Annotated in this window: 12 protein-coding genes; 6 read left to right on the top strand and 6 right to left on the bottom strand. The window is 40.6% G+C overall.

Features of this window, described 5'->3' with window-relative positions:
* The first annotated feature begins 398 nt into the window (after positions 1-398).
* Positions 399-1,391 carry an aminotransferase class I/II-fold pyridoxal phosphate-dependent enzyme gene (locus tag KGY70_10290; protein MBS3775567.1) on the top strand — a complete coding sequence of 331 codons (993 nt, stop codon included), beginning with the start codon at positions 399-401 and terminating at the stop codon, positions 1,389-1,391.
* A gap of 183 nt (positions 1,392-1,574) precedes the next feature.
* Here KGY70_10290 and KGY70_10285 read toward each other — a convergent pair whose 3' ends face one another.
* The 4 genes from KGY70_10285 to KGY70_10270 all read right to left on the bottom strand — a co-directional run bounded on the left by KGY70_10285 (position 1,575) and on the right by KGY70_10270 (position 4,387).
* Positions 1,575-2,831: an ammonium transporter gene (locus KGY70_10285; protein MBS3775566.1), complete on the bottom strand. Its 1,257-nt coding sequence runs from the start codon at positions 2,829-2,831 to the stop codon at positions 1,575-1,577.
* Between the two features lie 39 nt (positions 2,832-2,870).
* Positions 2,871-3,227: a P-II family nitrogen regulator gene (locus tag KGY70_10280; protein MBS3775565.1), complete on the bottom strand. Its 357-nt coding sequence runs from the start codon at positions 3,225-3,227 to the stop codon at positions 2,871-2,873.
* Between the two features lie 18 nt (positions 3,228-3,245).
* The gene (locus KGY70_10275) at positions 3,246-3,917 is read right to left on the bottom strand and encodes a hypothetical protein (protein MBS3775564.1); all 672 of its coding nucleotides are present in this window, start codon (positions 3,915-3,917) and stop codon (positions 3,246-3,248) included.
* A gap of 272 nt (positions 3,918-4,189) precedes the next feature.
* The gene (locus KGY70_10270; protein ID MBS3775563.1) at positions 4,190-4,387 is read right to left on the bottom strand and encodes a hypothetical protein; all 198 of its coding nucleotides are present in this window, start codon (positions 4,385-4,387) and stop codon (positions 4,190-4,192) included.
* 336 nt (positions 4,388-4,723) lie between these two features.
* Here KGY70_10270 and KGY70_10265 point away from each other — a divergent pair, with 336 nt between their 5' ends.
* A complete protein-coding gene (locus tag KGY70_10265) occupies positions 4,724-5,668 on the top strand; it encodes an L-lactate dehydrogenase (protein ID MBS3775562.1) in 945 nt (314 codons plus the stop codon).
* An 8-nt stretch (positions 5,669-5,676) separates the two neighbouring features.
* On the opposite strand, the gene KGY70_10260 is transcribed toward KGY70_10265, so the two are convergent.
* Together KGY70_10260 and ribD are read right to left on the bottom strand one after the other, a co-directional pair.
* Positions 5,677-6,894 carry a DUF4105 domain-containing protein gene (locus tag KGY70_10260; GenBank protein MBS3775561.1) on the bottom strand — a complete coding sequence of 406 codons (1,218 nt, stop codon included), beginning with the start codon at positions 6,892-6,894 and terminating at the stop codon, positions 5,677-5,679.
* Between the two features lie 139 nt (positions 6,895-7,033).
* Positions 7,034-8,083, bottom strand: a complete 1,050-nt coding sequence (gene ribD, locus KGY70_10255; protein MBS3775560.1) for a bifunctional diaminohydroxyphosphoribosylaminopyrimidine deaminase/5-amino-6-(5-phosphoribosylamino)uracil reductase RibD — start codon at positions 8,081-8,083, stop codon at positions 7,034-7,036.
* Positions 8,084-8,137: 54 nt separating this feature from the next.
* On the opposite strand from ribD, the gene prmC reads away from it, so the two are divergent.
* Genes prmC through KGY70_10235 form a run of 4 tightly spaced genes read left to right on the top strand, consistent with a single transcriptional unit; the run spans position 8,138 to position 11,521 of the window.
* Complete coding sequence (gene prmC, locus KGY70_10250; GenBank protein MBS3775559.1) at positions 8,138-8,992, top strand: peptide chain release factor N(5)-glutamine methyltransferase; 855 nt, start codon at positions 8,138-8,140, stop codon at positions 8,990-8,992.
* A gap of 3 nt (positions 8,993-8,995) precedes the next feature.
* Positions 8,996-9,466: a RecX family transcriptional regulator gene (locus KGY70_10245; protein MBS3775558.1), complete on the top strand. Its 471-nt coding sequence runs from the start codon at positions 8,996-8,998 to the stop codon at positions 9,464-9,466.
* A gap of 37 nt (positions 9,467-9,503) precedes the next feature.
* Complete coding sequence (locus KGY70_10240; GenBank protein MBS3775557.1) at positions 9,504-10,901, top strand: LPP20 family lipoprotein; 1,398 nt, start codon at positions 9,504-9,506, stop codon at positions 10,899-10,901.
* Positions 10,902-10,921: 20 nt separating this feature from the next.
* Positions 10,922-11,521, top strand: a complete 600-nt coding sequence (locus KGY70_10235) for an LPP20 family lipoprotein (GenBank protein ID MBS3775556.1) — start codon at positions 10,922-10,924, stop codon at positions 11,519-11,521.
* Positions 11,522-12,010 lie beyond the last annotated feature (489 nt).

Genomic DNA, 12,010 nt, shown 5'->3' with positions numbered 1-12,010 from the left:
CACTCTCCCCGCAGGGAAATCTTCTCTTTTTCAGGGGCCTTCGAGCAATGCATCAACAGGATACTCAGTACGAACAGAAAAAGTAATTGAAATAATCTCATATCATTGAATTTAATCCGAATTATTCATGATCCAGTTAAAAAAATAAACATTGGAAAATTAACAATATTTTTTAATCTGAAAAAATTCGCCATAATCAAAGTTTTCATATCAAATAAACTCAAAAATTTTGATTTGTATATATTTCTTTTTATTTTACGCCAAAAATGCAATTTCCTCCCTTCAAACTCGAAAGGTACTTTGCCGCCCACGAATTTACGGCATCGTATAACTTATGTGCATCGGATTGCGAACCGTTACCGCTCAAGGATCTGCTTTCCATGATTCATGGGGAAACCATGAAAATGTGGAACATGTTAGCTCTTGGCTACAGTGATACACAGGGACTTCCCGAATTAAGGGAAGAAATTGCCGGTTTGTACCGGTCGGTCAAACCCGAAGAAATCCTTGTGCTGGCACCGGAAGAAGGTATATTCATTGCCATGAATACCTTGCTGAAAAAAGGGGATGAGATCATCACTCCCTATCCGGGATATCAATCGCTCTATGAAGTGGCACGCTCAACAGGCTGTGAGGTTAAATTCTGGGAACCCAGATTCAGCAACGGATGGCATTTTGAAACCGAGGATCTTAAAAAACTCTTCAGTAATAAAACCAAAATGCTTGTCATCAATTTCCCGAACAATCCCACCGGTTCTTCCATCTCAAAAGAAATTCAGCAAGAAATTGTTGATCTCGCCAAACAAAATGACACCATCTTATTTTCAGATGAAATGTATCAATACCTGGAATACGAGGATGAAGATCGTTTACCTTCCGTAGCCGATCTATATGACCAATCCGTTACCCTTTTTGGCATGTCAAAAACCTTTGCCCTCCCAGGTTTACGGATCGGTTGGCTGATCACAAAAAATCAGGACTGGATGAATGAGTTTTTATTATTCCGGGATTATACTACCATTTGCAATAGTCCAGTCAGCGAAATTCTTGCTCTTATGGGACTGAAAGCACGGGAACAGATACTCAGGAGGAATCAGGAGATCATTCGCTACAATCTTAAACTGTTGGAACGTTTTTTCAACAAATATGACACCTATTTTGACTGGTATATGCCAACAGCAGGCCCTATAGCTTTTCCCAGATTAAAAGGTAAAACGGATGCCAATGATTTCTGTAAAGATCTGCTGGAAAAGAAAGGAGCCTTGTTATTACCCCCGCAGGTATACGATTTCAGTGGCAATCATTTCCGCATTGGCTTTGCCAGGCAAAATATGCCGGAAGGGCTGGGAAAGCTGGAAGAATATATTGAAGAAAACTTCCCTCTCAAATAGCTTAAAAATTGGTTGTATCTAACCCGAATTATTCTTACCGCAGCTTTAGCCTGCATTATTCAAGAATAATTCGGGTTAGGTGCAAACATGGTTTTGACAGGATAATAATTAAAGGACACCCCGAAAACACCATTCACTTGCCTTATTTCGGGATATCCTTTATGCACAGACATGAACAAATGCTTACATATTATAAGCGGTTTCACCGTGTTCGTATACATCCAATCCTTCCTCTTCCACCCTTCGTTCAACCCTTAACCCATTTGTAGCCTTTAGGGTTTTAAAAAGAATGAATGCCAGGGCCAGGGCCCATACAAACACAGCAAGTACTCCCACGGCCTGAATTCCGAGCAATTGAGCTCCATCACCATATAACAGTCCTCCATCTGTGGCAAAGAAACCCACAAGGATGGTACCCATTGCTCCACATATTCCGTGTACGGTTACGGCACCCACCGGGTCATCCACTTTTAATATTTTATCGATGAATTCAACACCGAATGGCAGGATGAATCCGGCTATAGCACCGATAACAACAGCTCCGCCCGGGCTCACTATATCGCATCCTGCTGTAATGGCTACCAGTCCGGCCAAAGCACCGTTCAATGCAAAGCTTAGAATGGGCCTTCTGTAGCGCTTCCAGGCCACGATCATAGCCATAACTGCACCGGCTGCCGCCGATAAGTTGGTAGTGATAAAAATATGGGATATGGCAATGGCATCAGACTCACTGGAGGCTGCCAACTGCGAACCCGGGTTGAATCCGAACCATCCAAACCACAGTATAAAGACGCCCAGTGCTGCAAGAGTCAGGTTATGCCCGGGTATCGCCATAGGCTTATTGTTGATATATTTCCCCAGCCTGGGGCCCAAAACGGAGGCACCAATCAAACCAACCCAAGCCCCAACAGAATGGACCACAGTGGAACCGGCAAAATCGTGAAAGCCCATTTCAGATAACCAGCCACCTCCCCATACCCAATGTCCGGAAACCGGGTATATGACCAGTGTAATGGCTATAGTAAAAATAATATATGCATTGAACTTGGTTCGTTCTGCCATTGCTCCTGATACAATTGTAGCTGCCGTGGCCGCAAAAACAGTCTGAAACATCAGGCTGGCTTTATCCGGTATGCTGTTTACAGCATCACTGTTAAAAAATAAATCGGGTTTCCCAATAAAACCACCTATGTCTTCTCCATACATCAGTGTGTATCCGACGAACCAAAATACCAACGATCCAAAAGAGAAGTCCATGATATTCTTCATCAGGATGTTGGCAGAGTTCTTGGAACGGGTGAAGCCGGCTTCTACCATTGCAAAGCCCGGCTGCATAAACATAACCAATACTGCTGCAATCAACACCCATATGGTATCAGTAGATATGGCTATTTCTTCAATATTTTTGGCTACACTGTCTATTGTTAATGTATCTTCCATAATTGTTAAATTTTAAATATTACCTCAATAATTGTTTTGTTATTCCTGTTCCCCTTTGATAAACAGTACTTCGTCACCATCTTCCCCGGTTCTGATCCGGTAAGCATTCAGACATTCTGAAATAAAGATTTTCCCATCACCTATTTCACCTGTTCTGGCTACGGTCAAAAGGGTGTCAACGGTCGGTTGCAGGAACTTATCCCTTACATAAATCGATATCAGTATCCGTTCAATGGTACTGGTATCGTATTTAATACCACGGTAGATGCGCTCCTGGGTAGCTTTTCCTACTCCTCTTACTTCCCAGTAAGAAAAAAAGTCTATACCAATCTCATGAAGGGCTTGCTTAACCTCTTCATATTTCGTTTTCCTTATGATTGCTTCTATCTTTTTCAATTTTTCAAAGTTTTATGGTTAAAATGAGAATCCGATAACTGTATGAAACTGCTCCAGGTCAGGGTTCAGAACGACTGAACCGTTAACAGGCAGGGAAAAATTATCATTAATGGTAATCTCGCGGTTGGTGCTTAACCCCAGATTTACCAGTGCAAAGGTGCCGTCTGCTGAATGCCAGCCATCTCCCGCTCCCAGGAAAATATTCACATCCCTAAACGCATATCCGAGTTCAAAATACATTTCTCCTCCTTCAGTACCAGCCAATCCTGCCTGGTTCAGCATATAATTGGCAGCAAAAGAAAAATCCGCTATATCATACCCAACATTGGCTTCAAAACCGTGTGCACCGTTTTGATCGGCTGAGTAATTAAAATAAGGAGTACCCGGATAATAGTAATCGGTCAATCCGAGAGATAAACCAAAATCAAAACCATAGGAAACATAAAGGTCGGATTCCTGAAAACCATCAAATCCGTATGAACCCCATGCACCAATGGATAACCCCCCTGTTGAAAAATCAACATAGGGCTGTATGGACGGCCCTGAAAAGGAAACTCCTCTCCAGACATAAGAACTATAAAAATCACCCCCGGCTGTGAATGGGGTATTATTATCCTGTGCTGAAAGACAGGTTACCTGTAAAAACATACCAGATAAAAGAACAATTTTAATTAATAATTTGATATTCATTGTTTTAATAGATTTAATACATATTCATTAATAACTCATTATAATTGTTTTGTAAACGCCGGAATTCACGTAGACCAATCCTTTGAAATACAAATCAATAGTCTTTTACAGTTTACCACTCCCATTAAATTAATGAGACAGGTATTGCAATGACAGGATATTAGTCTGAAGTTTGCCAGACTCTGTCTGATTTGCTCATAAAGAAGAATAATGTTCTTAATGGGTGGCCTGTGGATTCACAAGGTTGGGAATTCCAGCTAAGGCTTCAGTCATCAGTGCTGCTGTCGTTGTTGATTACCAACATGGGCTGAAGAATTAATGTAATTTTCAGCGTTCTGGTAATTGAATTGTAACATGTTGATAACAACTTCTCTGCTACACCACCCTTCTCTGGCATTAGAGTATTGCCTGAAAAGAACCGGAAGCAAAGCATCTACTGCATTGTTGATTAAATTGTAATGTCTTTTCATGGCATATAAATTTGAAGTTGAAAATAATTATGTGGCAAATATGCAAACAATATTTTATATTACCAAATTTTTAAGGGGGTATTTTAAAAATTATATTATTATTTTTATATAGCCCCTTAATTTATTAGGGGTATTTCAAAATTATATTCATTTATGACAATTATCCTTCCATAGGACCATTACAATTGAATGGTGAAAAAGGTATGTACTGCTACCACAAAAAAGGTAAAATCAATCATTTTATCAGCCGTGCAAAATGTTGTATCTTAAACATGAACAATTTATAGTTGATACAGTTAGAAGAAGTGAAGAACAGCTAAGAAAAGGCAAAAAATTATGAAATTAGGAATTATAGGAAGTGGATTTGTAGGATCAACGGCAGCTTATGCCATCATGCTGCGTGGAGGTGCCAGCGAGATCATACTGATAGACAAAAACAAGGAACGAGCCGAAGCCGAGGCGGCTGACATAAGTCATGCAAGTCCTTTCGTACATCATGTAGAAGTTCACGCGGGCGATTATTCCGACCTAAAGGGCTCGAGCATGGTAATCATCACAGCCGGTGTGGCTCAAAAACCCGGCCAAAGCAGACTGGACCTTATGAACAAAAATGCTTCCATCTTAAAGGACATCATGGACAACGTCATCCGGTATGCTCCGGATGCGCTCATGCTCATAGCTACCAACCCCGTTGATATTATGACCCATCTGGCTGCAAAACATGCCGGGAAAAAGGGAATTTCTCAGTTAAGAGTTTTTGGTACGGGCACAACACTGGATACCGCAAGGTTCCGAACGCTTTTGGGTGATTATATGGATGTTGATCCCGCCCATGTTCATGGCTATGTAATAGGTGAACACGGAGATTCGGAAGTATTGACCTGGTCTATCATTGACATTGGCGGGCTTCCGCTTGAAGAATTTGCCGATCTCAGAAACAAAAAATTTGACGATTCGGTCAAAAAAAATATTGATGACCAGGTGCGCCACGCAGCCTATAAAATCATTCAGGGTAAAGGTTCTACCTATTATGGAGTTGGAGGTGCCATTTCCAGAATTGTCGATATCATAGAACACGACCATAAGGCTTTCATTACCATTTGTACGCCGGTAGAAGAAATAGCAGGAGTGAAGGACGTGACCATATCCTTACCTCATCTTATGAGCAGTAAAGGCGTGCTGGCTACACTGCCCTTTAAACTTGATGAAAAGGAAACTGAGGCATTGCAAAAAAGCGCCCGGACCATAAGAGATAAAATTGATAAACTGGAAAACAGTTAGACCCCGGGTTAAAAATGAGCTGAATCTTTTTTCATTTTATCCGGGATAAATGATTTACAGCATAACCCGGCAAAATGAAAGGCCCCTCTTACAGCAATGGCCAAAACGACGGGTATAAGAGCGTTATTGAAATCCTGCGGAATGAGGTTCCAGAAAACAAGGGTCAGCACAGATATAACCATCAATAATGCATATATCCATGAAGCGCTTCGCATCTTTTTCCTGAGAACAAACCAAATAAAAAGCAAGCCCACCGGATTGGCCCACAAGACATTCAGATTCCATTCCATCTGCTGGTGATCGGTGGCCATCCACATAAATATCAGAACCAGGCCCAGTAAACCGAGAAGGGTTAGGAAAATCCCGTCAAACCATTTCCTGGTCTTTGCTCCTGAAAAAAAGCTCAGTACAATAACTGTAAGCAGCAAAAACCATCCTGCATGTAAAGGTCTAATCACAGGTACATTAAAGCTTGATCTTTCCGGATTTCTTTCAAGAATCACAGATGGAGATCCCAATACCCTTCTATGGCCGTTCATGGACTTAGACCGCAGGGTATGCCTCATGTTTCGGGATAAATAATCGGGAAGATACATTTGTTGCGGAAAAGTGGCAATTTTATCGGCAGGCACACCCAGAAGGAGATCAATACCAAGCATGGCCCAGGGTGCTGTCTCCAGATAAGGATACAACAAATCCCTGAAAGATATCGGGTTATAAACACTGGTATCAAATTCCAGTTCGCTCTCCACGTGAGATTTTAATATATCCCAAATCTTGGTGGAACAATTGTTATAAAAAAAGTCGTAAAGATAAAACCGGTTCTCCGGCAGATAATTCCTTTGCAGAAAACGAATCATCCGGCTTTTCTCTTTTTGTGAAAGCAGAAATTTCTCCTCTTTTACAAAACGGCCTTCCATCCGGTATTCCTGCAGAAATCGATCCATATCCTGAATGGCCAGTTGGTACTGAAGCTTTCCCCTGATAAATTTCCAGTAGAAATTGGGCGTGCTGAAATCAAATACTCCATAATTAAAAATCAAATCGGTATTGGTTGTCGAATCATAAACCCTGATGGCACTGTGCCCAAATACAGAATAAAGCTCATTTCCGGGTGAGCAGGTAATCAGGCTTAGTTCAGCGTTTCTTGATATCGTCTGGGAATTGACAGAAACATTAAAAGCCAATACGGCAGTTAAAACCAGAAGCAATTGTAATCTTTTCAATTTTACCCGATTTTAGAATTCATGGTTCACAAAATTAAAAACCTTTCCCATTAAAACAACACCCCCATACCCAGGTTACCATTCAATATCATTCACAAAACAGGCAGCGTATTGTTTTGTAAATGATTTGCCAACTCAATCAGTCTCCATTACGGAATGTATAAAACCGGGTTTCCAACAATTCTACCTGTTTATAAATTGGTTTATCAGGGAAATCCGGAGCTTTCACCCCCGAGTGGAAGGTCTTGTTTCCGATAAACACCCTGGCTTCATCCCATATCCCTTCGCTAAAAAACCCGGATAGGGTTTGTTCTCCACCTTCTACAAACATGGAAACTACATTTCGGTCGTATAAAAAACCGAGAATTTGTTTTAGCACGTCTTTACTGAAATTCAACCTGACGATTTCAGTGGGATATTCGGAAAGTCTCTTTGATTTTGAAAGATCGCTGTTGGTATCAGTAAATATAACTGTAGGCTGGGAATCATAAATCATTTCAAATTCCTCACTGACTTCCAGATGCCGGTCGATAATGAGCCTTAAAGGGCTCTTACCATGCCATTCCCTCACAGTCAACCGGGGATTATCTTTCAGGGTGGTATTGGCACCCACAAGGATGGCCTGTTCTTCCGTTCTCCACTTATGAACCAGCCGTCTTGACAGCTCATTGGTAATCCAGTTGGGTTGTATGGGATCGTCTTTGGCACGAACTTTATCAATAAAACCATCCAGGGTTTGGGCCCATTTTAGAATAATATACGGTCGTTTTCTTTCATGAAAAGTAATGAAACGCCGATTAACCTCTCTGCTTTCCTGCTCCAGTACATTTTCGACAACCCGGCAACTTCCTTTCCGGAGCATATTGATACCCTTTCCCGAGACCTTTGAAGATGGATCCCGCATTCCTATAACTACCCTGGGAATTCCTTCATTTACAATTCTTTCGGAACACGGTGGGGTATGGCCATGGTGGGCACAGGGTTCCAGGTTGACATATAAGGTAGAATGCTTTAATCGTTTTTTGTTTTTCACAGAATCTATGGCAATTGTTTCGGCATGGGCCCCTCCATAAAAGCGATGGTATCCTTCTCCTATAATTTTGTTATCATGAACGATCACTGAACCTACCATGGGGTTGGGAGCTGTATTGCCACTGGCCATTCCTGCCAGTTCCAGGCACCGCTTCATATATTTTTCATCCTCAGTCATACGCTAAAAGGGTCAATTTTATAATTTTGATGTATGGAAAAAAACAGAACCATAGAACATGTGATCAGCCACATAAAAAATGAACTTCATGAAATTTATCCTGAAAAAGAGATAAATAGCCTCACTGAGATCATATTGCATCATGTAGTAAAATTAAAAAAAACAGACTTACTTATAAACCGGGAACAAACCATAACCCATCAACAACTTAAAAAGATCGAAGATATAACAAAACAGCTCAAGAAACAGAAACCGATCCAACAGATTTTAGGGGAAACTGAATTCTATAATATTACGCTTAAAATTGAGCCACACATCCTGATACCCCGACAGGAAACCGAAGAACTGGTGGACTGGGTATTAAAAGATGTAGCTTCTGAAAAGAAAAACATTCTTGATATTGGTACGGGCAGTGGATGCATTGCCATTGCCCTGGCCAAAAACCTTCCCGGATCCATTGTAACCGCCGTCGATTATAAACCGGAAATCCTCGATGCTGCCAAAGAGAATGCACTTCTGAACGGTGTCCACATCAGATTCATTCTGGCTGATATTCTGCAAGACGATCTTCCGCCGGGTCAGTACGATTTGATTGTCAGTAATCCTCCCTATGTCAGAAACTCTGAAAAAAAATTTATGTCACAAAATGTACTGAATTATGAACCTTCAGAGGCACTTTTCGTAGAAGATGAAGATCCCCTGATCTTTTACAGAAAGATAATCCATCTGGCCGGAAAACATCTGGTGGATAACGGATTTCTGTATTTTGAGATCAATGAATATCTGGGTGAAGAAACAGTCAGGCTTTTAGAAAAGCACGGATTTAACGAAATTTGCCTGAAAAAAGACCTCAATAACAAAAACAGAATGATCAAAGCACAAAAATGAGCCATGGATTTTGATAACATACTTGCAAAGGCTCAACGATTATGTTCCAAAAGTGAAAAATGCGAATTCGACATTCGTAAAAAACTCAATCAGTGGGAAGTACCTGAAGAAGAGCAGGAAAAGGTGATCCACTCCCTGAAGGAGTATGATTTCATTAACCATCAACGTTATGCCAGATCTTTTGCAAATGATAAGTTAAAATTCAATCACTGGGGAAAAAGAAAAATAGAATATGCATTGCGGTTTAAAAACATAGAAGCAGAATATATTCAGGAAGCCATAAATGAGATTAATGATGAGGAATATGACCGGATACTCTATGAAGAGGTTAAAAAAAAGGACAATGCAATAAAAACATCCGTCAAAAGCGAAAGGAAAAACAAAATATCTAATTATTTACTTCAGAAAGGATTTGAATATGGCAAGGTTTTTGAAATTGTTGAATATAGATTGAATGAGGGCAATGAAGAATGAATGGAATCATTTACATGAATTTAAAAGATCAATACAAATGAAATTCCGCAAAATAGAACATACTGGTTTTTTGATATTGCTCTTCCTGCTTCATGCCTGCTCAGTATCAAATCTGACCGGTGTAGGGAGTAACAAGCCTCAATGGGTACAAGAAAAACCGGTCAGCGAGAAATACTACATCGGCATTGGAATGGCTGATAAGGATCAGGACAATTACATCAGCATAGCTAAGAACAATGCCTTGAGTGATATGATTTCCGAAATCTCGGTAAATATTTCCGGCAACTCTGTGTTGCGGCAATTTGAAGATCAAACGGGCTTCCGGGAAGAATTCGAATCCATCACCAAAATGAGCATGAAAAACGAACTTGAGGGTTATGAAATGGTGGACAGTTACAACGGCGAAGAGTACTATTGGGTATACTACCAACTCTCAATAGACAAGTACCAGAAAATCAAACGCGAAAAGCTTGAACAGGCCAAAAACCTTGCGAAAGGGTTCTTTGAAAAAGCACAAAAATCAGAACAAAACCAGGATATACATAATGCCCTTAACTATTATGCAAAAGCCTTTGAAGCCGTAAAAGCTCACCTTGATGAGGACCTGTCGATATTTGTTCTGAACGAAGGAAGGATCAACCTCGGGAACGCCATATACCAAAACATACAGGAGATATTCAGTAATCTGGAGGTTGTACCGGCAAAAGAGGTTTTCCAGGTAAAAGCCTTGTCAGGAAATGCTCCGGATGTAAAAGCCATTATTTATTACCAATCAAACGGCTCCAAAAATCGCATAGCCAATCTGCCGTTTACCTTTTCCTTCCCTGAGCTCGATATAGAAAAAACGGAGAACGTACATAGCAACTCCTCGGGCGAGATTGTCTGCTCCATTGCGCAAAGCGCTCCTGGCGGAAAACAGAGAAAAATTAAAGCGGCCCTAAACACACAGGTGTATTTTGAGGAACAAACGGGAGAAAATTTATTAAAACAAATGTTCGGTCCTCAGTCTTCTGTACCCTACGGTTATCTTACAATCCATGTAGCGAACCTAAAAGCACATTTCAAGGCAGAAGAGACTGAATTCGGGAAGCCCGCTTCAGGAAACCCCGTACAAAATATTATAAAAACCACATTATCAGAAGTATTTTTCGCTTTCGTACCCAATTCCGATGAGGCGGAAGTGATTGTTAAAGTTACAGCCAATACGGTAAAAGGCAAAAAAATGGAACAACACGATTTGCACACCGCCTATCTTAACTGCAGCATCAGCATTACCAATACCAGTACCGGTGAAGAATTCTACAGTACCATACTACAAGACATCAAAGGGATGAAGAGCGGGAGTTTTCAGATGGCTGCCCGGGATGCCAGGGCAAAAGCACAAAAACAGATACAACAACAAATTATACCGGAATTAAGACAAATAAAATTTTAAACTTTAAATCAGCAGAAATTATGAAAGCACGAATTTACAATTCACTCAACCTTATGATAGCCGCAGTATTTTTACTGAGTGTCGGACTATCAGGATGTGGCTCCAAAAAGAAAGCCACCAATGTAGCAAAAGAAGAAGAAGAGCTTATTACATTTTATTGTGATGGGGAAGAATACAGAACAGACAAGAAAGCATTCAGGGCCAACGCAATAGGAGAAAGCAGCGACCAGATGGTTGCCCGGAAAAAGGCCATGAGCAACGCCAAAGCAGCACTGGCCGGGCAAATTGAAACTGTCATCAAGGGCACTACGGATAACTACGTCAATTCCCGTGAATTCAACAATGTGGAAGAAGTGGAAGAACGCTTTGAGACCCTGAACAGGGAGGTGATCAATCAGCAACTCAACCACGTGAAAACCATCTGCCAGAAGCACACCCGCACCAATAAAGGCAAATACAAGACCTACCTGGCCATTGAAATGAATGTGGATGCCGTTGAAGAGGCTTTCCAGGAAAGGCTTTCCAGGGACAAGCAACTGAAGATCGACTACGATTATGAGAAGTATAAGGAAACCTTTGAGGAAGAGATGGAAAAGCTGGAAAATCAAAGAGGATATTAGTACGAGAGCTCCTTTTCGCATGATTGAAAAAGCTGTCTTATTTAGGCAGCTTTTTCAATATATAAGGATAAGTGTCAAATTAACAAATCACAAACTTCAAATTTCAAATAATTTTCAATAACCAATTTCAAAATACCAATCCCATTGGGGGTTTGGAATTTTGTTCATTCTTATTTGGTGCTTATTTGTTATTTGGAATTTGGAATTTACACCGCTTCGAACTTAAACTCATATTAAAGCATGAACAATTGATTTATCTTTCTTAACTTTGTGTAAAAATTGATTAATTAGAGTCTGTCTATAATATCCGCTGGCTGCGTTACGCTCGTTTTTCATGCCAGTCAATTACATCAAGTAAACTCCTGGCATTCAAAACTCGCAAGCCTTGCCAGCGAACATTCTAGACGAGACTCTTTCAAATCTCTTTGACTTTATGGACAAACACTAATTATTATGATAGCAACCGAAGAAATACAAGAAATCGAAAAG

Source organism: Bacteroidales bacterium (genome assembly GCA_018334875.1).
In the GTDB taxonomy this organism is placed as follows: Bacteria; Bacteroidota; Bacteroidia; order Bacteroidales; family UBA12077; genus JAGXLC01.
Note: the sequence above shows the minus strand (reverse complement) of the source record. Positions and strands in the feature narration are given on the sequence as shown.

Bases quoted from the DNA above. Each gene is read 5' to 3' on its own strand.
- ribD (MBS3775560.1), bottom strand. From the start codon at position 8,083: ATGAAGCGGTGCCTGGAACTGGCAGGAATGGCCAGTGGCAATACAGCT.
- KGY70_10285 (MBS3775566.1), bottom strand. From the start codon at position 2,831: ATGGAAGATACATTAACAATAGACAGTGTAGCCAAAAATATTGAAGAA.
- KGY70_10265 (MBS3775562.1), top strand. From the start codon at position 4,724: ATGAAATTAGGAATTATAGGAAGTGGATTTGTAGGATCAACGGCAGCT.
- KGY70_10270 (MBS3775563.1), bottom strand. From the start codon at position 4,387: ATGAAAAGACATTACAATTTAATCAACAATGCAGTAGATGCTTTGCTT.
- KGY70_10275 (MBS3775564.1), bottom strand. From the start codon at position 3,917: ATGAATATCAAATTATTAATTAAAATTGTTCTTTTATCTGGTATGTTT.
- KGY70_10235 (MBS3775556.1), top strand. From the start codon at position 10,922: ATGAAAGCACGAATTTACAATTCACTCAACCTTATGATAGCCGCAGTA.
- KGY70_10245 (MBS3775558.1), top strand. From the start codon at position 8,996: ATGGATTTTGATAACATACTTGCAAAGGCTCAACGATTATGTTCCAAA.
- prmC (MBS3775559.1), top strand. From the start codon at position 8,138: ATGGAAAAAAACAGAACCATAGAACATGTGATCAGCCACATAAAAAAT.
- KGY70_10290 (MBS3775567.1), top strand. From the start codon at position 399: ATGAAAATGTGGAACATGTTAGCTCTTGGCTACAGTGATACACAGGGA.
- KGY70_10240 (MBS3775557.1), top strand. From the start codon at position 9,504: ATGAAATTCCGCAAAATAGAACATACTGGTTTTTTGATATTGCTCTTC.